General features: G+C 43.6%; 23 protein-coding genes and 1 tRNA gene. 20 read left to right on the top strand and 4 right to left on the bottom strand.

Features of this window, described 5'->3' with window-relative positions; all coding sequences use genetic code 11:
• Positions 1-85: 85 nt before the first annotated feature.
• The 16 genes from WJQ40_RS01670 to WJQ40_RS01595 all read left to right on the top strand — a co-directional run bounded on the left by WJQ40_RS01670 (position 86) and on the right by WJQ40_RS01595 (position 14,069).
• Positions 86-156, top strand: a tRNA-Cys gene (locus WJQ40_RS01670).
• Positions 157-506: 350 nt separating this feature from the next.
• Positions 507-1,916, top strand: coding sequence for an ABC transporter substrate-binding protein (locus WJQ40_RS01665; protein WP_337537688.1), 1,410 nt, complete (start codon positions 507-509; stop codon positions 1,914-1,916).
• Positions 1,917-2,009: 93 nt separating this feature from the next.
• A complete protein-coding gene (locus tag WJQ40_RS01660; RefSeq protein WP_118797933.1) occupies positions 2,010-2,852 on the top strand; it encodes a sugar ABC transporter permease in 843 nt (280 codons plus the stop codon).
• Positions 2,852-3,694: a carbohydrate ABC transporter permease gene (locus tag WJQ40_RS01655; RefSeq protein WP_118797934.1), complete on the top strand. Its 843-nt coding sequence runs from the start codon at positions 2,852-2,854 to the stop codon at positions 3,692-3,694. The genes WJQ40_RS01660 and WJQ40_RS01655 overlap by 1 nt, the downstream gene beginning before the upstream one ends.
• Before the next feature lie 15 nt (positions 3,695-3,709).
• Positions 3,710-5,191 carry a 4-alpha-glucanotransferase gene (malQ, locus tag WJQ40_RS01650; RefSeq protein WP_337537687.1) on the top strand — a complete coding sequence of 494 codons (1,482 nt, stop codon included), beginning with the start codon at positions 3,710-3,712 and terminating at the stop codon, positions 5,189-5,191.
• Between the two features lie 3 nt (positions 5,192-5,194).
• On the top strand, positions 5,195-6,226 hold the full coding sequence (locus WJQ40_RS01645; protein ID WP_337537686.1) for a LacI family DNA-binding transcriptional regulator: 1,032 nt from the start codon (positions 5,195-5,197) through the stop codon (positions 6,224-6,226).
• A complete protein-coding gene (locus WJQ40_RS01640; protein ID WP_262574768.1) occupies positions 6,217-6,957 on the top strand; it encodes a YdcF family protein in 741 nt (246 codons plus the stop codon). The genes WJQ40_RS01645 and WJQ40_RS01640 overlap by 10 nt, the downstream gene beginning before the upstream one ends.
• Before the next feature lie 12 nt (positions 6,958-6,969).
• Complete coding sequence (locus tag WJQ40_RS01635; RefSeq protein ID WP_337537685.1) at positions 6,970-7,686, top strand: NAD-dependent protein deacylase; 717 nt, start codon at positions 6,970-6,972, stop codon at positions 7,684-7,686.
• 10 nt (positions 7,687-7,696) lie between these two features.
• Entirely contained in the window at positions 7,697-7,873 is a 177-nt protein-coding gene (locus WJQ40_RS01630) for a DUF951 domain-containing protein (protein WP_118797939.1), read from the top strand.
• Positions 7,874-8,023: 150 nt separating this feature from the next.
• Complete coding sequence (rpsF, locus tag WJQ40_RS01625) at positions 8,024-8,314, top strand: 30S ribosomal protein S6 (RefSeq protein ID WP_118797940.1); 291 nt, start codon at positions 8,024-8,026, stop codon at positions 8,312-8,314.
• Positions 8,315-8,349: 35 nt separating this feature from the next.
• Positions 8,350-8,796 carry a single-stranded DNA-binding protein gene (locus tag WJQ40_RS01620; RefSeq protein WP_118797941.1) on the top strand — a complete coding sequence of 149 codons (447 nt, stop codon included), beginning with the start codon at positions 8,350-8,352 and terminating at the stop codon, positions 8,794-8,796.
• A 45-nt stretch (positions 8,797-8,841) separates the two neighbouring features.
• Complete coding sequence (rpsR, locus tag WJQ40_RS01615; protein WP_118797942.1) at positions 8,842-9,105, top strand: 30S ribosomal protein S18; 264 nt, start codon at positions 8,842-8,844, stop codon at positions 9,103-9,105.
• Positions 9,106-9,346: 241 nt separating this feature from the next.
• Complete coding sequence (locus tag WJQ40_RS01610; RefSeq protein ID WP_262574772.1) at positions 9,347-11,407, top strand: DHH family phosphoesterase; 2,061 nt, start codon at positions 9,347-9,349, stop codon at positions 11,405-11,407.
• Positions 11,408-11,427: 20 nt separating this feature from the next.
• The gene (rplI, locus tag WJQ40_RS01605; protein WP_118797944.1) at positions 11,428-11,877 is read left to right on the top strand and encodes a 50S ribosomal protein L9; all 450 of its coding nucleotides are present in this window, start codon (positions 11,428-11,430) and stop codon (positions 11,875-11,877) included.
• An 18-nt stretch (positions 11,878-11,895) separates the two neighbouring features.
• The gene (dnaB, locus tag WJQ40_RS01600) at positions 11,896-13,233 is read left to right on the top strand and encodes a replicative DNA helicase (RefSeq protein WP_118797945.1); all 1,338 of its coding nucleotides are present in this window, start codon (positions 11,896-11,898) and stop codon (positions 13,231-13,233) included.
• 101 nt (positions 13,234-13,334) lie between these two features.
• On the top strand, positions 13,335-14,069 hold the full coding sequence (locus WJQ40_RS01595; protein ID WP_337537684.1) for a helix-turn-helix domain-containing protein: 735 nt from the start codon (positions 13,335-13,337) through the stop codon (positions 14,067-14,069).
• Positions 14,070-14,111: 42 nt separating this feature from the next.
• On the opposite strand, the gene WJQ40_RS01590 is transcribed toward WJQ40_RS01595, so the two are convergent.
• From WJQ40_RS01590 to pflB, 3 genes are all read right to left on the bottom strand, one after another.
• Complete coding sequence (locus WJQ40_RS01590) at positions 14,112-14,282, bottom strand: 4Fe-4S binding protein (RefSeq protein WP_118797947.1); 171 nt, start codon at positions 14,280-14,282, stop codon at positions 14,112-14,114.
• A gap of 125 nt (positions 14,283-14,407) precedes the next feature.
• Positions 14,408-15,139, bottom strand: coding sequence for a pyruvate formate-lyase-activating protein (gene pflA, locus WJQ40_RS01585; protein WP_118797948.1), 732 nt, complete (start codon positions 15,137-15,139; stop codon positions 14,408-14,410).
• Positions 15,140-15,261: 122 nt separating this feature from the next.
• Positions 15,262-17,529: a formate C-acetyltransferase gene (gene pflB, locus WJQ40_RS01580; protein ID WP_262574775.1), complete on the bottom strand. Its 2,268-nt coding sequence runs from the start codon at positions 17,527-17,529 to the stop codon at positions 15,262-15,264.
• A 255-nt stretch (positions 17,530-17,784) separates the two neighbouring features.
• Here pflB and WJQ40_RS01575 point away from each other — a divergent pair, with 255 nt between their 5' ends.
• The gene (locus tag WJQ40_RS01575) at positions 17,785-17,976 is read left to right on the top strand and encodes a DUF1858 domain-containing protein (protein ID WP_118797950.1); all 192 of its coding nucleotides are present in this window, start codon (positions 17,785-17,787) and stop codon (positions 17,974-17,976) included.
• A 136-nt stretch (positions 17,977-18,112) separates the two neighbouring features.
• On the opposite strand, the gene WJQ40_RS01570 is transcribed toward WJQ40_RS01575, so the two are convergent.
• The gene (locus WJQ40_RS01570) at positions 18,113-18,913 is read right to left on the bottom strand and encodes an adaptor protein MecA (protein ID WP_262574777.1); all 801 of its coding nucleotides are present in this window, start codon (positions 18,911-18,913) and stop codon (positions 18,113-18,115) included.
• A 644-nt stretch (positions 18,914-19,557) separates the two neighbouring features.
• On the opposite strand from WJQ40_RS01570, the gene WJQ40_RS01565 reads away from it, so the two are divergent.
• From WJQ40_RS01565 to WJQ40_RS01555, 3 genes are all read left to right on the top strand, one after another.
• A complete protein-coding gene (locus tag WJQ40_RS01565) occupies positions 19,558-19,776 on the top strand; it encodes a hypothetical protein (RefSeq protein ID WP_337537683.1) in 219 nt (72 codons plus the stop codon).
• A 226-nt stretch (positions 19,777-20,002) separates the two neighbouring features.
• A complete protein-coding gene (locus WJQ40_RS01560) occupies positions 20,003-21,700 on the top strand; it encodes a glycosyl hydrolase family 18 protein (protein ID WP_337537682.1) in 1,698 nt (565 codons plus the stop codon).
• Positions 21,701-21,730: 30 nt separating this feature from the next.
• A complete protein-coding gene (locus WJQ40_RS01555) occupies positions 21,731-22,666 on the top strand; it encodes an N-acetylmuramoyl-L-alanine amidase (RefSeq protein WP_262574781.1) in 936 nt (311 codons plus the stop codon).
• Positions 22,667-22,700 lie beyond the last annotated feature (34 nt).

Here is a 22,700-nt window from a genome sequence, read left to right as displayed (position 1 = left end):
GTTAAGACATCGCCCTTTCACGGCGGTAACACGGGTTCGATTCCCGTTGGAGTCATTCAAAAAGGCGATGATAATTTAATAATATGGCGCGATAGCCAAGTGGTAAGGCCCCGGTCTGCAACACCGTTATCACCGGTTCAAATCCGGTTCGCGCCTCTTTGGATCTCAGAATTTATATTCTGAGATCTTTTTTGCCTGAATCTGATTAATAGCAATAGACTTATGGGTGGAGTAGGAAGCCTACAGTTTATCACTGCAGGCTTTTTCTTTATGAGAAACAGAAAGTATCATTAAATATGCATAAAAATAGAAAATCATAATTATTTATATTGTACAAAAAAACGGAAAGCTGTGATAATTTACGAAAAAAACTATTGTCAAATAAAACGGATTATGTTATTATTCAATCACAGTACCGGAAACGTTACCGATAACGATACCGAAAACGTTTCCAGTATGAAACTAATCACTTTATTTCAAGCTTTAAGAAGAGAGGTATGAAGATTATGAAAAAGAAACTGGTAAGCACATTGTTATGTGCAGCAATGGCAGTATCGTTACTTGCAGGCTGCGGGGGAAGCGCAGATACATCTGCAACAACTGATACAGCCACAGAGGGCACAGATGCAGCCGCAGAGGAAACAGAAGCTGCAGAGGAAACAGAAGCTGCAGAAGAAACAGCATCTGCTGGAGAGGGTAAGGTATATTACCTGAATTTCAAGCCCGAGCAGGCAGATGATTGGACAGCTCTGGCAGCTAAGTATACAGAGCAGACAGGTGTTCCTGTTGATGTTCAGACAGCAGCATCCGGTACTTATGAATCTACTTTGAAATCAGAGATCGCTAAGACAGATGCACCTACACTGTTCCAGGTAAATGGTCCTGTTGGTCTTGCATCATGGAAAGATTATTGCCTTGATTTTTCTGACACAGATGTTTACAAAGAATTAAAGAGTGATGACTTCGCATTAAAGGATGGCGATGAAGTTAAGGGCATTGCTTATGTTGTAGAAACCTATGGTATCATTTACAATGCAGATATCCTGAATACATATTTCGGAAAGGACTACGCAGTAGTAAAGAGTGTTGATGAGATCAATTCCTTTGACAAGCTGAAAGCAGTAGCAGACAGTATTCAGGAGAACAAGGATGATCTTGGAGTAAAGGGTGCTTTCACATCTGCAGGTATGGATTCAAGCTCTGACTGGAGATTCAAGACCCATCTTGCTAACCTTCCTATCTATTATGAATATAAGGAAGATGGTATCAGCTCAACTCCTGCAATCAAAGGAACCTATCTTGATAACTATAAGGCAATCTGGGATCTGTATATTACAGATGCAACCTGTGATCCTGCAGTTCTTTCCAGCAAGACAGGTGAAGATGCAACAGCTGAATTTGCACTTGGTGAAGCTGTGTTCTATCAGAATGGTACATGGGCATATAATGATCTTTCCACCAATGGTATGTCTGATGAATCCCTTGGAATGCTTCCTATTTACATCGGTGTAGAGGGAGAAGAAAATCAGGGACTCTGTACAGGTAGTGAGAACTACTGGTGTGTAAACAAGAATGCATCAGAAGCTGATATTCAGGCAACTCTGGATTTCTTAAAGTGGGTTGTAACTTCTGAAGAAGGATGTACAGCACTTTCACAGGATATGGGATTTGTTTGTCCTTTCAAGGCATTTGATAACTATCCGGCAACCAATCCTCTGATCAACATCGCTAACGATTATGTATCCTCCGGAAAGAACTCTGTAGCATGGACCTTCACCACAATGCCTTCTGAAGAGTGGAAGAATGGTGTAGGAAGCGCACTTCTTGAGTATGCACAGGGAACTGGCAACTGGGATGGTGTTGTAACAGCATTCGTTGATGGCTGGGCATCAGAGTATGCAGCAGCAAATAACTAATCTGTAGGAGAACGACAGATTAAGATAAAGAAATAAGTTTGGGGTGGGCAGTTTCGCTATCTGCCCACCCTTTTCAAAACAAGGAGAAGGCATATGGAAAAAGCAATCAAAAAATATTTTCCGATCTTTGCATTGCCTACATTGCTGGCATTTACAATCGGTTTTGTAATTCCCTTCGTATTGGGTGTTTATTTATCATTTTGTGAATTTACTACCGTAACCGATAGTACCTTTGTGGGGTTAAAGAACTATATCAGGATATGGGGAGATAAGACATTTACCCATGCGCTGTGGTATACATCACTTTTCACAGTAGCATCTGTGATCACCATTAATGTGCTGGCTTTTCTGGTAGCTATGCTGCTTACAAAGGGAATTCGGGGAACCAACGTATTTCGGACGGTCTTCTTTATGCCTAACCTGATCGGTGGTATTATCCTTGGATATATCTGGCAGCTGATCTTCAACGGAATTCTTCTTCATTTTAACAGAACACTGACATATAGTTCTGCCTATGGATTTTTCGGGTTATTGATCCTTATGAACTGGCAGCAGGTCGGTTATATGATGATCATTTATGTGGCAGGAATCCAGAATATTCCGGGAGAACTGATCGAAGCAGCAAAGATTGATGGAGCAACAAACAGACAGCTTCTGCGTTATGTGACTATTCCGATGGTTATGCCATCAATTACCATATGTACATTCCTGACACTGACGAATGCTTTTAAGCTTTATGACCAGAACCTGGCACTGACGGCAGGAGAGCCTTCCAATAAGTCAGAACTGCTTGCCCTGAACATTTATAACACATTCTACGGACGTACCGGATGGGAAGGTGTTGGTCAGGCGAAGGCAGTCATCTTCTTCCTGGCTGTGGCAGTGATCGCACTGATCCAGCTTAAGCTTACGAGAAGTAAGGAGGTGCAGGCATAATGTCAAATGTAAGAAAAGCAAAACATGGATGGGTTTTGACTTTAATATTTTCATTAATCTCAATAGCATATATAATGCCGATCGTAATTGTACTTATGAATTCCTTTAAAAGGAAAATATTTATCAGTAACAGACCATTTGCATTGCCTGATGCCAAATCTTTTGTTAAAATTGAGAATTATATAAACGGTATTCAGAAGACAGATTTTTTCAGGGCATTTGGTTATACGCTATTTATTACAGTTGGCTCTGTATTTGTGATCGTACTCTGTACATCTATGTGTGCCTGGTATATCTCAAGGGTAAAGAATAAATGGACGACAGGTATTTATTATCTGTTTGCTTTTTCTATGATCGTACCATTTCAGATGGTTATGTTTACTCTTTCCAAAATCGCAGATATGCTGCATCTCGGAAACCCTGTGGGAATCATTATCGTATATCTAGGGTTTGGAGCCGGACTTGCGGTATTTATGTTCTGTGGATTTGTAAGATCCATACCGCTTGAAATTGAGGAATCAGCCATGATCGATGGGTGTAATCCGGTTCAGACGTATTTCAAGATCGTATTTCCGATTATGAAGCCGACAGCAATTTCAGTAGCGATTCTGGAAACCATGTGGGTATGGAATGATTATCTGTTACCTTACCTGGTACTAAAAATCAATAAATATAAGACGATCCAGATTGCAATCCAGTATCTGAAGGGTGGTTATGGAGCCATTGATATGGGAGCAATGATGGCTATGATCGTGCTGGCTATTATCCCGATCATTTTGTTTTATGGATTCTGCCAGAAATACATCATAGAGGGTGTTATATCAGGAGCAGTAAAGGGTTAGGAGGAGAAAAGGAAAATGAGAAAGAGCGGTATATTGCTTCCGGTTTCCAGTTTGCCGTCAGCATATGGGATCGGGTGCTTTTCCGGGGAGGCATATGAATTTATAGATAAACTTAAGGCAGCAGGGCAGTCTTACTGGCAGATTCTTCCTCTTGGACCTACAAGCTACGGAGATTCTCCTTATCAGTCATTTTCCTCTTTTGCAGGAAATCCATATTTTATCAGTCTTGATGATCTTGTAGAAGATGGGTATCTGACCAGGGAAGACTGTACTTCCTGTGATTTTGGTGACAATGAGGAATATGTTGATTATGAAAAGCTTTATAAAAACAGATTTATATTGCTGAGAAAAGCATATGAGAACAGCCACATTAAGGATAATGTGGAGTTTCAGTCCTTTGTCCTGGAAAATAAGGGCTGGCTGGATAATTATGCTTTGTATATGGCAGTAAAAACACATTTTAACAATACCTGCTGGGTAGAGTGGGATGAGGATATCAAACTCAGGAAGCCGGAAGCACTTAAGAAATATCAGAAGGAATATGCAGATGAAGTAGAGTTTTACCAGTTCCAGCAGTATTTGTTTGCAAAACAATGGAAGGCTCTGAAGGCTTATGCCAATCAAAATGGTATAAAGATCATTGGAGATATCCCGATTTATGTAGCATTTGACAGTTCGGATGCATGGGCAAATCCTGAACTTTTCCAGTTTGATGAAAATTGCAACCCGATCGCAGTGGCAGGCTGCCCGCCTGATGGATTCTCCGCAACAGGACAGCTTTGGGGAAATCCGCTGTACCGTTGGGAATATCATAAGGAAACAGGCTATGCCTGGTGGCTGAACAGATTGGAAGCGACCTTTGAGAAATACGATGTACTCAGGATTGATCATTTCCGTGGATTTGATGAATACTATGCGATTCCCTACGGAGAGCCGACAGCAGAAAATGGACAATGGGAGCCGGGACCTGGATATGATCTGTTTAAAACGATGAAGGCAGCGCTTGGCAAAAAGGATATTATTGCAGAAGATCTTGGATTTTTGACTCCTTCTGTGTTAAAATTAGTAAAAAAGACAGGTTATCCGGGAATGAAGGTATTACAGTTTGCTTTTGATTCCAGGGAAGAGAGTGATTATCTGCCACACAATTATACGAAGAATTGTGTAGTATATACCGGTACCCATGACAATGACACAACAGAAGGCTGGTTTACGGCACTTTCTGCAAAAGACAGGCGTTTTTGCAGAAATTATCTGGATATAAAGGGCAGAGGTCAGGGCAAGATCCATACAGCGATGATCCGTACGGCTCTTGCAAGCGTGGCAGATACGGCGATCATTCCGATGCAGGACTATCTTGGATTGGATTCCAGGGCAAGAATCAATACACCGTCAACGCTTGGAAATAACTGGAAGTGGCGGATGAAGGCAGATGCATTTACCGGGGAACTTGCAGAGGAGATCAGAAAGATTACTAAGCTGTATGGAAGGCTCTGATACATGAGTGAAATTACCATTAAAGACGTGGCCAGAATCTGCGGTGTGGGTGTAAGCACCGTATCAAGGGCCTTAAATAACCATCCAGATATTAATCCGGAGACCAGGGATAAGATCCTGAGTGTGATCAAGGAGAATAACTATATCCCGAATAACAGTGCACGGAACCTGAAGCGCCAGGATGCTAAGGCGATTGCAGTTCTCGTAAAAGGTATCGACAATTCCTTTTTCAATGAAATGATCAAGGATATGGAAGCGGAATGCAAAAAGAAAAAGTATTCTCTGGTGCTTCATCATGTAGGGTTTATGGAGGATCAGGTAGACACTGCACTGGAGCTGGTAAAGGAAAAGAGACTCCGGGGGATTGTATTCCTGGGTGGTTATTTTGAAAATAATGAAAAGAAGCTGGAACAGCTTCATGTACCCTTTGTCCTGAGTACAGCAGGAACGGTTCCAACCAGCTACAGCAGGAATCTATATTCTTCTGTATGTGTGGATGATGAAAAGGAAAGCTATAAGATGACGGATTACCTGATCCGTCAGGGACATCATAATATTGCGATCATCTACGAAAAGGGAATGACAGAATCTATCAGTATGCTTCGCCTTCGGGGATATCAGAGAGCATTATCGGATCACGGGATTCCTGTGAGAGAAGAGCTGATGCTGGCCACCAGACCAGATATTAAAGATTTTTCACTGGAAAATGGTTATGCGGTCACGAAAGATTTTTTGCAGAAAAAGATAGAATGTACAGCTATTTATGCTATTTCCGATATCATGGCGATCGGTGCCGGAAAGGCACTGGCAGAAGAGGGACTCAGAGTGCCTGAGGATATGTCACTTGCAGGATTTGACGGAGTAAACATTGGAGGATATGTGAATCCTTCCCTGACTACGATCAAACAGCCCGGTGAAAAGATAGCACAGGAGACGATGAAGCTTTTATTTGACATGATCTTGAAAAAAGCAGAATGTCAACATAAAATATTTGATGGAGAATTAGTTGTAAGAGGATCTACGAGATGTATCTGATTCTGATGTTGCTTGGCTGTATTTGTTTATTCTATTTTATAGTGGTGGCAGTTGCGGGGCATGGAACCAGTTTTTATTTTATCTGGCTGTTTCTGGCACTGTGCTCATTTTTATCTGCCCTGTCTGTGAGAACAGGGATCATTACGAAATATTTGCCTATGTGGCTGAAAAGACTGTTTCTGATACTGGTTGGTATTGGAGCAGTTCTTTTTGTCGTTGTAGAAGGGATGATTTTTACAGGATATGTGCAGAGGGGAGAAAGTGACTGCGATTATCTGATCGTTCTTGGAGCACAGATGAAACCGGACGGACCATCCAGAGTACTGCAGTACCGGCTGGATGCAGCCTATGATTATCTGGTGGAGAATCCGGATACGAAAGTGATCGTGTCCGGGGGTCAGGGCAGCGATGAAATGATCTCAGAGGCACAGGGGATGTATGATTATCTGGCAGGACGGGGTATAGAAAAGGAAAGGATCATCAGAGAGGATCGATCCGTAAATACTGTGCAGAATCTTAAGTATTCAGCAGAATTCCTGGACAGGGAGCAGGACAGCGTATGTATCGTGAGCAATAATTTCCATATGTTCCGGGCCAGAAGGCTTGCTGAAAAATTAGGTTATCAGAAAGTCTGCGGTCTTGCAGCCAAGGGAGATCCGGTTCTGATGGCGAACAATATGCTCCGGGAATTCTTCGGAGTAATGAAAGATTTCACTTATGGGAATTTGTAAGGAGGGAATGGCGTGAATGAGGTAGAACAGTTAAGGAAGATCATTGGTGAAAGTAACAATATTGTTTTTTTTGGTGGAGCCGGAGTTTCAACGGAAAGTGGGATACCGGATTTCAGAAGTGTAGATGGATTGTATCATCAGAAATATGATTATCCGCCGGAAACAATCCTGAGTCATACCTTCTATAGAAGAAAACCAGAAGAATTTTTCCGTTTTTATAAGGACAAGATGCTCTGCCTTTCTGCAAAGCCAAATGCGGCACACCGGAAGCTGGCTGAATGGGAAAAGGAAGGAAAACTGAAGGCTGTAATCACCCAGAATATTGATGGACTGCATCAAGCGGCAGGCAGTAAGGAAGTACTGGAGCTTCATGGAAGCGTACTCAGGAACTATTGTGAGGACTGCGGAGCTTTTTATGATGCAGAATATGTGCTGCATGCTGACGGAGTTCCAAGGTGTGAAAAGTGTGGAGGCCCAGTCAAGCCAGATGTGGTTCTGTATGAGGAAGGGCTGAATCAGGAAACACTGGATAAGGCCGTCAGATATATCAGGGAAGCAGACGTGCTGATCGTGGGAGGAACATCACTGGTTGTTTATCCGGCAGCAGGGCTGATTGATTATTACAGGGGAAATAAGCTGATTCTGATTAACAAGACACCTACGGCAAGAGATCAGATGGCAGATCTTGTGGTAACAGGAAGTATCGGAGAAATATTTTCACAGTTATAAGGAGCAGATTATGGATGTCAGGGTAGGAGATGTACTGAGACTTAAGAAAAAACATCCCTGTGGCAGCTATGAATGGGAGGTCCTGAGGATCGGGGCAGACTTCCGGCTGAAGTGCTGTGGATGCAGCCATCAGATCATGTCGCCAAGAAAGCAGATAGAGAAAAATATCAAAGAAATTATAAGATAAAGGCTTGCCAAGGGGTGGTTTTTATGGTATCATTTTAATCCGTGGTATGTTGAAAATGCCTGATTATGCAGCGAATGCATAAGGCAAATTACAAATTCCTTGCTCCTGTAAACAGAAGGCAGGGGCCAGAGACCAAAAGGAGGTAGAAGCATGAGCAAATATGAATTAGCCGTTGTTGTAAGTGCGAAAATCGAGGATGATGAAAGAGCAGCAGTAGTTGACAAGTGCAAGGCGCTGATCGAGAGATTTGGCGGTACTGTTACCAACGTTGACGACTGGGGTAAGAAGAGAATGGCTTATGAAGTCCAGAAGATGAAAGACGCATTCTATTACTTCATTCAGTTCGACGCTGAGACATCTGCACCGGTTGAAATTGAAAACCGTATCCGCATCATGGACAACGTTCTCAGATTTTTGATCGTAAAACAGGACGAGGTATAGAAAGTACACTATAGTACTTCCAAAGAGAGGGACACATGAACAAAGTAATACTTATGGGTCGATTGACAAGAGATCCAGAGGTGAGATATTCACAGGGTGAGAATGCTTTGGCAATAGCCAGATACACACTTGCTGTAGACCGCAGGTTTAACCGTAACAATTCTGATGAACAGACAGCAGACTTCATTAACTGCGTGGCTTTTGGACGTGCAGGTGAATTTGCAGAGAAGTATTTCAGAAAGGGAACCAAGGTTGCTGTTACCGGTCGTATCCAGACAGGCAGCTATACCAACAAGGATGGTGTCAGAGTCTACACGACAGAGGTTGTGGTAGAAGAGCAGGAATTTGCTGAAAGCAAAAACAGTTCCGGTAGTGACGGGGGTTATACCGGTGGAGGAAACAGAGCGCCTGAACCTTCAGGTGCCGGTGACGGTTTCATGAACATTCCGGATGGAATTGACGAGGAGCTGCCATTTAACTAATGGGTTGCGGCGTCAGCTGCAAAATAAGACAGGAGGCAATTTATTATGGCATATAATAAAACAGAGAAATCCGATTCTCCTATGAGAAGAAAAGGCGGAATTCGCAGAAGAAAGAAAGTATGCGTATTCTGTGGTAAAGATAATGTGATCGATTACAAGGATACAGCCAAGTTAAAGAGATATGTATCTGAGAGAGGAAAGATCCTTCCCAGAAGAATTACTGGAAACTGTGCAAAGCATCAGAGAGCTCTGACAGTAGCAATCAAGAGAGCGCGTCATATCGCCCTTATGCCTTACGTTCAGGACTAATTCCTGAACCAGACAGATAAAGAAATATAAGCCTTTGAGTATTGCAATACAAGTACTCAGAGGCTTTTCTTTTGTGGCTTTTCAGTAATGCCATGGTATTATCCTGGCTGATATGACCATGGTACTCTGTCGGAAAAGGTCAGAATGAGGAAGAAGAATAGAGTGGAAACTTTTCCGGAAAAATGATATACTGATACAGTATTATGTTAGGAAAGAATCTGGTTTTTACAGAGGTATTGAAATGGCTTCTAAAAAAAGAAATATGAAGTTAAAGGGAAGGCTGAAGAGCTATACGCAGACTTCTTTGTATCTGGGATTTTTACTGGTTGCAGTAAATCTTCTGGTGTATATCCTGGACGTGCCCTCAGGACTCGTCCTTACCTGCTTTACCCTTTTTTATTTTGGGATTACAGTATTGCTGCAGCTTTATAATAAGCCTATTATCATGAATGAACTTGTGAGCTTTGCGACCCAGTACGGGCAGATCCAGAAGGTATTGCTCCGGGAGCTGGAGCTGCCTTATGCCATGCTGGACGAGGAAGGACGGATCATCTGGACTAATGCCAGATTCGAGGAGGTCGTACATAAGGAAAAGGGGTACCGTAAGTCCATTACATCTCTGTTTCCATCAATCACCAGAGAGAAGCTTCCGGATGAGGAAGATGAGGTATCATTTCCCATTGTCTTTGAAGACAGGAATTATGAGGTGAGGATGCGTAAAATCTCCATGAGGGAGATGGCGCAGAACAGTGATATTATCGATGGGGAAGGATACGACGGCTGCCTGATCGCTTTTTACCTGTTTGATGAAACAGCGCTTAAGATTGCCCTGCAGGAGGTAGACGATCAGAGCCTTGCTGTGGGAATGATCTATCTGGATAATTATGAGGAAGCACTTGATAGTGTAGAGGAGGTCAGAAGGTCGCTTCTGACTGCGCTTATTGACCGGAAAGTGAATAAATATATTGCCGCTCTCGATGGGATCTGCAAGAAGATCGAGAAGGACAAGTATATGGTCATTCTCCGGAAAAAATCTGTCACGATCCTCCGGGAGAATAAATTTGACCTGCTGGATGATGTCAAGACTGTTAATATTGGAAATGAGATGGCAGTAACGATCAGCATCGGGCTGGGACTGGACGGACTTTCCTATGCACAGAACTATGAATTTGCCAGAAATGCGATCGATCTTGCTCTTGGAAGAGGTGGTGATCAGGCGGTAGTCAAGACACCGGAGAATACGATCTACTTTGGTGGCAAGAGCCAGCAGGTAGAGAAGAACACGAGAGTAAAGGCCAGAGTAAAGGCACAGGCTCTCAGGGAAATTATATCTGGCAAGGATCAGGTTCTTATCATGGGGCACAGGCTTCCGGATGCAGACAGCTTCGGTGCAGCGGTGGGCATTTACCGGATTGCACGTATTCTGGAGAAGGAAGCCCACATTGTACTGAATGAGGTAGGAAAGGGTATTAAGCCCATGGTAGAGCTCTTTCAGCATAATGAAGACTATGAGAATATGATAATCAACAATCAGCAGGCGCTTGAATATGCGGGTGGAAATACGGCACTTGTGGTTGTGGATGTGAATAAACCAAGTATCACAGAATTCCCGGATCTGCTCAGGTTGTGTAAATCAATTGTTGTGCTGGATCATCACAGGCAGGGAACAGAAATTATTGAGAATGCAACATTGTCTTATGTTGAGGCATATGCTTCCTCTGCCTGCGAAATGGTTTCTGAGATCTTACAGTATATAGGAGATAATATCAGAATTTCTCCTGAGGAAGCAGACTGTATGTATTCCGGCATTATGATTGATACCAATAACTTTATGGGTAAGACAGGCGTCCGGACTTTTGAGGCAGCAGCGTTTCTTAGAAGGAACGGTGCAGATGTGACGAGAGTCCGCAAGCTGTTCCGTGAGGATGCTATTGAGTATAAAGCGAAAGCAGATGCTGTCAGCCAGGCGGAAATTTACAGGAATGCCTTCGCAATTTCCACATGCACCAGTGAAGATATAGAAAGTCCTACGATTGTAGGTGCACAGGCAGCTAATGAGCTTCTGAATATCAGAGGAGTCAAAGCAAGCTTTATCATGACAGAATATCAGAATCAGATTTTTGTCAGTGCGAGGTCTATTGATGAGATCAATGTGCAGATCATTATGGAGAAGATGGGTGGAGGCGGACACCTGAATACGGCAGGCTGCCAGCTGTCAGGTATTTCTATTTCGGAAGCAATCGGAATTCTGAAGGCAACGCTGGATACGATGATCGAAGACGGTGAGCTCGTGCTGGAGTGATCACCGGAAGGAGGATACAGATGAAAGTAATTTTGACACAGGATGTAAAAGCACTTGGAAAAAAGGGACAGGTTGTTGACATTAATGATGGCTATGCCAGAAACTATGTGCTGCCAAAGAAGCTAGGCATAGAAGCAAATGGTGCTAATCTGAATGACCTGAAACTGAAAAATGCCAATGATGAAAAAGTGGCTAAGGAACAGCTGGAAGAGGCCAGGGCATTTGCGAAAATAATGGACGGGGAAGAAGTCGTGGTTTCTATTAAAGCCGGAGAAGGCGGAAGAACCTTTGGATCTGTTTCCACGAAAGAAATTGCAGCCGCTTACAAACAGCAGTGTGGTAAGGAGATCGATAAAAAGAAGATCCAGCTTCCGGAGGCGATAAAAAGCTTTGGTGTATATGAAGTGTCTGTTAAGCTTCATCCCAAGGTAACAGGTAAGCTGAAGGTTAAGGTTACAGAAGCGAAATAAGGTAAGAGGAAGCAGGTAATGGCAGCAGAAGAGGCGCTTTTAAAAAGAGTATTACCACAGAATATGGAAGCTGAGCAGGCTGTGGTCGGCTCTATGATCATGGATAAGGAAGCAATATCGGTGGCATCTGAAATGCTTACTGGGGATGATTTTTACAGTAAGCAGTATGGGGTAGTTTTTGATACCATGGTGGAGCTGAATGATCAGGGAAAAGCGGTAGATCCGGTTACACTGCAGGACAGGCTGAGAGCGAAGGATGTCCCTCCCGAGATGGTGAGTCTTGATTTTATCCGTGATATTATGCGCTCAGTCACAACTTCTGCCAATGTAAAGTACTATGCCGGTATTGTGGCAGAGAAATCGACACTTCGAAAACTGATCCGCCTGAATCAGGAGATTGAAAATACATGTTATGCTGGTAAGGAAGATCTGGAAGTGATCCTGGAAAGCACAGAGAAAAAAGTATTTGAACTGGTACAAAAGAGAAATACCGGTGAATATGTGCCGATCCGCCAGGTTGTCATGAATGCCATGGACAGGATCGAAAAGGCTTCCAGAAATCAGGGGAATGTAACGGGAATTGCAACAGGTTTCCTGGATCTTGATTATAAGACAGCCGGTATGCAGCCTGCTGACCTTGTTCTGGTGGCTGCAAGACCCTCTATGGGTAAAACTGCCTTTGTGTTAAATATTGCCCAGCATGTGGCTTTTAAGCTGAATCAGACAGTAGCTATATTCAGCCTGGAAATGAGTAAGGAACAGCTTGTGAACCGTCTTTTCTCACTGGAGTCCCGGGTGGATTCCCAGCACCTTCGTACAGGTAATCTGACTGATATGGAGTGGGAGAAGCTGATAGAAAGCGCAGGAGTGATCGGACAGTCCAATCTGATCATCGATGATACACCTGGTATCAGCATCGCAGAGCTGCGATCCAAATGCCGGAAGTATAAGATGGATCATGATCTGAAAATGATCATTATCGACTACTTGCAGCTCATGAGTGGAGGCGGAAGAGGCAGTGAATCCAGACAGCAGGAGATTTCTGATATTTCGCGTTCACTGAAAGCACTGGCAAGAGAATTGTCAGTCCCTGTAATCGCCTTGTCACAGCTCAGCCGTGCAGTAGAGCAGAGACCGGATCACAGACCTATGTTGTCTGACCTGCGTGAATCCGGAGCGATTGAGCAGGATGCAGATGTTGTTATGTTTATTTACCGTGATGATTATTACAATAAAGATACCGATAAGAAAGGAATCGCAGAGATCATTATAGCCAAGCAGAGAAACGGCCCTATTGGTACGGTAGAGCTGGTATGGCTGCCAGATTATACCAAGTTTGCCAATATGGAGCGGTAAAAATACAGAAGCTGACTATTTATATAACAATATGGATTATGATTACGAAAGAGAACAGACAAAAGAAGTCCGTTCTCTTTTTTGTATAAAAGGAGGAAAAAATGAAACAGGCAGAAAAAACATATCTGATTTCCGATGCAGCGAAGAGGGTACAGGTGGAATCCCATGTACTGAGATACTGGGAGGAGGAACTGAAGCTTCCGATCAAAAGAAATGAGATGGGGCACCGCTATTATACAGAAGATGATATCAGAAGATTTCAGGAGGTACGCGATCTAAAAGAACAGGGACTGCAGCTGAAAGCAATCCGGAACGTTCTGATGAGAGAGGAACAGGAGGGAATGAAACGTCATGTGGTAATGGTGAATAAAGGAGAATTCATGCCTGTTCCTGAGGAAAGCAGAGAGGCAAAGAGTCTGCGCCTGCAGCAGCTTCTGCAGAATATGATTGCCGAGGCAGTAAGAAGTAACAACAGGGAAATGTGTGACGATATCAAGGAAAGCATATTAAAAGAACTGGATTATCAGTTCCGGCAGCAGGAGGAAAGGGAAGAGGAAAGAGATGGGCAGCAGATCAGACGACAGGAGGAATACTACAGACAGCTTGATGAGCTTCTCCGTGTAAGAAGCAAGGGAAAACGGTGGGAAAAGAAGAATAAAGGCAGTACAGAGCCTTCTGCAGATGAGATTACATTATTTGCACAGAAGCGGAAAATGCCAGAACAGAAGGTACAGGAAGTATGTGGACAGGCAGAGGAAAGAGTGTCTTCTGCGGATGAAAAGGCTGGAAAGAAGAAAGGCGGATTTTTTCTAAGTAAAAAGCGTTCAATCGTATGATTGAACGCTTCTCTTATCTGTCTGTAAAATTCAGATTTCAGATTACTCTTCAGAGATAGCTCCAACAGGGCATCCGCCTGCACAGGAACCACAGCTGATACAAGTATTCTTGTCGATTTCGAACTTGCCATCGCCTTCTGCGATAGCGCTTACAGGACACTGTGCTGCACAGGCACCACAGGAAATACAAGAATCACCGATTACATATGCCATAATTTTATCCTCCTTATTTACGGGTATCAAGTGATATTGTTGATACCATTTAATCAATAAAACTTAAGTGTATTGTAATATAAAAGCGAAGCTATTACAAGCTTATTTCGAAAAATTATCATTAATTATCTGGTAAATTCCAGGATATCTTTTGCATTTTTGATGCGATCCGGAGTTGGAGGATCAATGCCTTCAAGCTTATAGGGAATGCCCAGCTCCTTCCATTTATAAGCACCTAATGTGTGATAGGGAAGAACTTCAACCTTAGTTACAGTCTTCAGGGTATCGATAAATTCCCGTGTCTTTTTAAGGTACACATCATTGTCTGTAATACCTGGAACAAGGACATGACGGATCCACATATTAATACCCTGATCAGACAGATATCTCGCACAGTCAAGAATATTCTTGTTGGTATGACCTGTGAGTTTGATATGTTCAGCGTCATCAATGTGTTTGATATCGAGCATAACAAGATCAGTATATTTGATCAATTCATTAAACTTGGAGAAGAAAGGCTCTTCTCTAGTAAAAGGCTGTGCAGAGGTATCCAGCGTGGTATTGATACCACGCTCATGAGCCTTACGGAAAAGATCTACCAGAAAATCAATCTGTAATAGGGCTTCACCGCCACTGACAGTGATGCCGCCTTCTTTGCCCCAGTAGCTGCGGAAACGTTCTGCCTTGTCCAAAAGCTCATCGGCAGTCATCAGATTATCCGTCTCCGGATTCCAGGTGTCTACATTGTGACAGTACATACACCGCATATTGCAGCCCTTTAAGAAAATGAGATAACGGATACCGGGGCCATCTACAGCTCCGAATGATTCTAATGAGTGAATTCTACCTTTGATCATAGTGTCCTTTCTCTGCCGTGCTGGCAGCCATGGGGATAATTAATATAGTAACAATTTCTGAAAAAGGGGCCGGGCTTATGCCCGACCCCCTGTATTTGTCTTTGCTGTAAACCTGCTAAAGATTAAAGGCTCTTATGGCAGGTTCTTGCAATAACATCATCCTGCTGTTCCTTGGTCAGGCTGATAAACTTAACAGCATAACCAGATACACGGATGGTGAAGTTTGCGTACTCAGGCTTCTCAGGATGTGCCTGTGCATCTAACAGCTTCTCGGTACCAAATACGTTAACGTTGAGGTGATGAGCTCCACGATCGAAGTAACCATCAAGAACGCTAACCAGAGTATTCTTCTGCTCGTTAAGATCATGGCCAAGTGCTGAAGGAGCCATAGTCTGTGTATTGGAAATACCATCCAGAGCATACTCATAAGGAAGCTTAGCAACAGAGTTCAGGGAAGCAAGAAGTCCACACTGCTCTGCACCGTAAGACGGTGAAGCACCAGGAGCAAAAGGTGTGTAAGCAGCTCTTCCATCAGGAAGTGCACCGGTTGCCTTACCATAAACAACGTTGGAAGTAATGGTCAGGATAGATGTTGTAGGCTCAGAATTTCTGTAGGTCTTGTTCTTCTTGATCTTCTCCATGAAGGTCTTAAGAAGCCATACAGCGAACTCATCAGCTCTTGGATCATCATTACCATACTTAGGGAACTCGCCTTCTGTCTTGAAGTCAACAGCGCAGCCCTGGTCATCACGGATAACTTTAACCTTAGCATACTTGATAGCGGACAGAGAGTCTGCTACATGAGAAAGTCCTGCAATACCGGTAGCGAATGTTCTTCTTACGTCAGTATCAATCAGAGCCATCTCTGCTGCTTCGTAATAATACTTATCATGCATATAGTGGATCAGGTTCAGAATGTTAACATACAGAGCTGCACACCAGTCAAGCATGATATCATATTTGTGCATAACTTCATCGAAATCAAGGTACTCGGAAGTAATAGGTGCGATTTCAGGACCGCACTGCATATGCTTGCCTTCTTTATCAAGATGCTTCTCATCCTTACCACCATTGATAGCGTAAAGGAGACATTTAGCAAGGTTAGCACGAGCACCAAAGAACTGGATCTCCTTACCAGTCTGTGTAGCGGATACACAGCAGCAGATGCTGTAGTCATCGCCCCAGATAGGCTTCATAACATCATCGTTCTCATACTGGATGGAAGATGTGTTAACGGAAATCTTAGCTGCATACTTCTTGAAGTTCTCAGGAAGAGCGCTTGAGTACAGAACTGTCAGGTTCGGTTCAGGACTTGGGCCCATGTTTTCAAGAGTATGAAGGAAACGATAGTCGTTCTTTGTAACCATATGACGGCCATCCATTCCGATACCAGCAACTTCAAGAGTAGCCCATACAGGGTCACCGGAGAAGAGCTGGTTGTAAGAAGGAATACGGGCGAACTTAACCATACGGAACTTCATGGTCATATGGTCGATCAGTTCCTGAGCTTCCTTCTCTGTCAGAGTACCCTCAGCAAGGTCTCTGTTGATATAGATATCAAGGAAGGTGGAGATACGTCCTACGGACATTGCTGCACCGTTCTGTGTCTTGATTGCTGCAAGGTATCCGAAGTATAACCACTGTATAGCTTCCTTGGCATTGGTAGCAGGACCTGAAATATCATAGCCATAGATCTTAGCCATTTCCTTCATGCCCTTCAGAGCCTTGATCTGGTCAGCGATTTCTTCTCTTAAACGGATGGTTTCCTCATCCATAGTACCGTTACCGCAGTTCTTCTTGTCATCCATCTTCTTCTGGATCAGGAAATCGATACCATACAGAGCAACTCTTCTGTAGTCACCTACGATACGTCCACGTCCGTAAGTATCAGGAAGACCTGTAACGATATGTGTATGACGAGCAACCTTCATCTCGTCTGTATAAGCATCAAATACTGCCTGGTTGTGTGTCTTGTGGTAATCATTGAAGATCTTGTGGAACTTCTCGTTTACCTGATAGCCATAGGTGCTTGCTGCTTCCTCAGCCATCTTGATACCACCATAAGGCATAAATGCTCTCTTTAAAGGCTTGTCTGTCTGCAGACCAACGATCTGCTCAAGATCCTTCATAGACTCATCGATATATCCAGGGCCATAAGCGGTCAGACTGGATACAACCTCTGTCTCGCATTCAAGAACGCCGTTGTGCTCACGCTCTTCCTTCTGTAACTCCTGCAGTCTGCCCCAAAGCTTATCTGTTGCTTCGGTAGAACCCTCCAGGAAGCTCTCATCCCCATCATAGGGAGTGTAGTTGGTCTGGATGAAGTTACGTACATTAACGTCTACATCCCAATGGCCATCTTTTTTAAAGCCTCTCCATGCTTCTGCCATGAAAATTTACCTCCTTCTCGGTAAAACAATAATATTATCAACAGGGAAGTCAGAATTTATACTGATTCCATGCTGTTCTTTACGATAAAAGTGTACTACCAGGCAAGGGTCAGTGTCAACCGTTTTGCGCAATGTACATGGTTTTGTACACGAATTCGACAGACGTAAAATCAGACGAAAAATAAAGCGTATACTTGAAAGAAGAAAAGGAAAGTATTATACTGAACAGACAGCGAATAAAAAGGAGGTATGGAAATGGCACAGATCACAAAGGACATGACGATTGGCGAGATCTTAAGAACGAATCCGGCAGTTGCCCCTATTCTGATGGAAGCAGGCATGCATTGCCTTGGATGCCCCTCCGCACAGGCAGAAAGCCTTGAGGAAGCAGCTATGGTTCATGGAATGGATATTGAAGACCTTATGACCAGGATCGCAGCTCTGTAGGAGCGGGATCCCGATATGATCAGATAGGAAAGTAAAGCCCTCCGGAAATCATTACATATGATTTCTCCGAAGGGCTTTTCATATTCTGATATACAGAAAAGTCTGTCATATGGCAGGACTTTTGTGATTGCACTGTTTACATGCAGGATAACGATTGCAGGGCGTCATTCTTGATGACGGGTTCATAGTGCTCTTCCAGATACGACTCGGAGGCGGGAACAGATTTGGCCGCACTGCTGTATTCGGAAAGAATATTGCATATTTTGTTGAATTCCACCGGTGTGTGTCCATTTTTGGACAGAACCAGAATGTAGGTGCCATCTTCCTGACGATACAGGGAGTTTTCACCATGATAGCAGCCTGAAAGGACATGGGAAAGACGTAAAACCTCATCCAGGGAATGGAAAAGATAAAGTCTTGTCAGCTCCATGGATGAATTCTCAGCCAGTTTTTTCTGAAGAGCTTCCTTAATGGAACGGATCTTGCTGCTGGTATCCTGGAGAGGCTCTTTCGTACCGGTATCAGAAGATGACTTTTCACCGGCAGTATCTGACTGCTTTCCCTGTACCCGGCGGAACAGATCCAGCACATCATCTGCGCTTTCAGCAAGAGCTTCTGCAGTATCTGCTGCATCCGCATCTTCATGGACGGAAGGGGCAAACTTGGAAAAACGTGTATCAAGCTCTTCCGGATCCTCCACTTTGGTGATGATCAGAACGATACATTCGGAACTAAGGGGAATAGCCTCTATCATTAAAGGAATATCATCCGCTTCAAACCCAAATTCAAATGATGCCTGCTGCATCATATCGCGGAACAGATCCTTTGCCTTTTCAGTGCCATAGGCGAGTTCGCTGAGCTTGAGTTCTCTGTCTGCCAGATCTTCTCTGGTCAGGGTACAGCGAATCTGGTGGTCGTTTACTTTTTCGATTTTCATATTTATCACATCCTTACTATTAAGATACTGTTATCCTGCAATTTGGTGACAATAAACTTAATGTATCTATACTTTATACTTTGCATGAATCTAAGTCAATAGGAGCATACCGAGTTTAAAAAAATTTTATAAATCCACTTCTGCAACACGTAATTTAGAAAAAAAGAATAAAAAAAATATTAACAACGCACATAATATCTTGTACAAAAAAGTATGGGGAGATACAATGCGCATATGAGGTGCTTCCGGATAAATCCTGTATCAGAAGGAGGCATGGTAGAGTTTATATTTAATTTTCAAAGCAAAATCTAATCTTCTCATTTTTTATATGATTCCCGGCGGAATGTCATTCCAGTTTATTTAGCCGGAAGAGAAGATGTCTTACAGGCTTATCATTCGTGCAAGGCCTGTCGCGAATATTTCCCCAACAGATGATCACTGTTATAATTCACTGAAATTTCGCTAATCGGTATTGGTTTGATACATATCCGGCATCTCTGCAAAAGCATTATTATTATCGTCAGAAAATGAAAAACTATAATCAGCTTTCAGATTAAATTTCCCGGGTGGAAGCAACATACCACAAAACCTTTTGGAGCAATCTGCAGGAAGAATGGTCTGGAAGCTAAGCGGAGGGATCCTTTATGGAAGAACGAAATGAAACGTCTTCGCAGGTTCTGTATGAGAACCTTAAAAAATGGGAGGAAACAGGGGTCAGGCTCTATCTGGACGGCGTTCCGGCATCACTGGAATCCATTGAGCAGAACTGTGTGATGGAGGACAGCATGTATATGCCTGACTATGTGACTGATCAGAATGGAAAGATAACAGAAATCAGATATGACAGGATTTCTCTTAAATAAGCCTCCTGTTACTGCTTTATCTGCATACCGGACTGTCAGGACAGGCAGCCCCCTGTATCCGGCGGACAAGTAAAATGTCTGCATAACAGATGCTGGCAGAAAGGATGCAGGTAAGCGGTAATCTGATGAAAATGTACTTATCTCTGAGCCGCAAAAAAAGTCAAAAATTGTAATGACGGTAAGAGTAATGTTTGTTATAATATAGGGCGATTGGAGGAAAGGCGGCATGAAGAAAAAAATCATTCCCATAGTAATCGCAATCGTCCTTATTATAATCATAGGCGGCGTGACTTTTGGAAGCAGAATTCTGGAGAAATATTCTTATTCTAAGGAAAGGGCAGACCTGAACGCCTACTATGGCATTACCGGTTCACAGGAGGCAGCAATTGTGCTGCAGGATGAGATCGTGGAAGAAAAGGCCAGGATATCAGACGACATCTGTTATCTTGATATAGCAACGATCCATAAATATCTGAATGACAGATTTTATGTGGATGGGGGAGAAGGGCTGCTGCTTTATACCCTGCCGGAGGATATTGTAAGAAACAGTATCGGCAGCAGTGTGAAGGAGACAGCACAGGGAAGTGAAGAACTTGGCTATACGGCAGCTATATGGGAGGGAGATACCCTTTATGTGGCGCTTGATTATATAAAACAGTATACAAATTTTTCCTACCAGCTTTTCACGGATCCCTACAGGATCCAGCTTACAACGGAATGGCCATCTTACGAGGTGGCATCCATCAGCAAAAATACGCAGGTCAGAGTGAAGGGCGGCGTTAAGAGTGAGATCCTTACTGATGTACAGAAGGGAGACCAGGTATCCGTTCTGGAACAGATGGAAACCTGGAGCAAGGTGAAAACGGCAGACTCAGTGATCGGCTATGTGGAGAATAAGAGACTGACCGGCATCCGGAGTGAACAGCCGATCCCGGTCACTGATTATCAGGAACCGGAATATACCAGTCTGACAAGGGATCACAAGATCAACCTCGGCTGGCATGTTGTTGCCAGTGCAGGAGGAAATGATACCTTTAACAGTGTTACAGCGAACGCAGGGAATCTGAACGTGATTTCACCGACATGGTTTAAGCTCTGTGATAATGAAGGCGGCTATACCAGCTTTGCCAGTGCAGACTATGTGCAGAAGGCTCACGACAGGGGACTTGAGGTATGGGCACTTATTGAAAATATTGAATACAAGGACAGTATCAGTATGTATGAGATCCTGTCATCCACCACAACAAGACAGAAGCTGATCGACAGTCTGATGAATGATCTTATTACTTATGGAATTGATGGGATCAATGTGGATTTCGAACAGCTCAGCATGGACTGCGGAGAGCACTTCGTGGAATTTATCAGGGAGCTTTCGGCAGCATGCAGAAAGAATGGAAAGGTTCTGTCTGTTGATAACTATGTACCAAGAGATTTTAATGATTATTATGACCGTAAAGAGCAAGGGATCGTAGCGGATTATGTGATCGTTATGGGGTATGATGAGCATTATGCCGGCAGCAAGGAAGCCGGCAGTGTGGCATCTATTGATTATGTGGAGGACGGTATAGCGCAGACAGTCAAGGAAGTGCCGGCAGAGAAGGTGATCAATGCGATCCCGTTCTATACAAGGATCTGGGAGACGACCGGAGACGGGATCAGCAGCCAGGCAGTGGATATGGTGACTGCTGAACAGTTTATCAGCAATCATGGTATTACAGCAGAGTGGGATGAAACTACCTGTCAGAATTATGGAGAGTATACCAGTGGAGATTCCAGATATCAGGTATGGCTGGAAGATGCAGATTCCATCAAGGTCAAACTGAATGTTATGGAGAATTATGGAATCGGCGGCGTGGCTGAGTGGAGACTCGGATTTGAAAAGCCGGAGATCTGGGATGTGATCGGAGAGTATCTGGACAAATAAACACTGAATATCAGAAGAGATGAAAGGAAAATGACAGAGAGTCTGCAAGAGAAAAGCAGATTCTCTGAGGCAGGAAAAGATGTGGGCAGAAGGAGCAGCCACCGGGAATACCGGCGGCTGTTTTTTCATATTTATATTAGGAAAAGAGCGGTATGGTTTGGAAATATGACAGAGAACCAGAACAGAATATTACGGCTTGTGATGACAGGGATCCTTTTGTTTTCCATGTTTCTGACAGCAGGAAGGGCTGGAAGCTATGTGTCTTCCATAAGGGTGCAGACATATGGGGACAGCGTCCAAAAGGGATCACAGAACAGTGGCAGCTCCTGGGTGGAAGAGCAGGATGAGAAGGGTGTGTGGAAAAAAAACAGAAAAATGGCAAAGTACTGTGTGGTAGTGGATGCAGGACATGGCGGCTCAGATCCTGGCAAGGTGGGAATCAACCAGGCACTTGAAAAGGATGTCAATCTGCAGATCGCAGAGAAGCTGAAAGCATTTCTGGAAGCAGAGGATATCCGGGTGGTGATGACCAGGGAAACAGATGGGGGACTGTATGACGAAAACGTTTCCAACAAAAAGGTGCAGGATATGAAGCGCCGGATCGCAATTATCGAGGAAGCGGATCCGGTACTTGTGGTAAGTATCCATCAGAACAGCTATCAGCAGGAAAGCGTAAAGGGGGCACAGGTCTTTTATTATGCGACCAGTGAAAGAAGCAGAATGCTTGCGTCTATGATCCAGAAGGAATTCCAGGTGCTCCAGCCCGATAACAGAAGGCTGGAAAAAGGCAATGACAGCTATTATCTTCTGAAAAAGACGGCAAAACCCATCGTGATCGCAGAGTGTGGCTTCCTGTCGAATGCGGAAGAAGCGGAAAAACTGGTGACACAAGAGTACCAGGAGAGGGTCGCATGGCGTATTCATATGGGAATCATGAAGTATATCGGTACTGGTCAAACGGCCTGAAATGTGATAGAGTGAAGAGGATTAGTAAGAAGGA

Source organism: Suilimivivens sp. (assembly GCF_037359455.1).
Classification (GTDB): Bacteria; Bacillota; Clostridia; order Lachnospirales; family Lachnospiraceae; genus Suilimivivens; species Suilimivivens aceti.
Note: the sequence above shows the minus strand (reverse complement) of the source record. Positions and strands in the feature narration are given on the sequence as shown.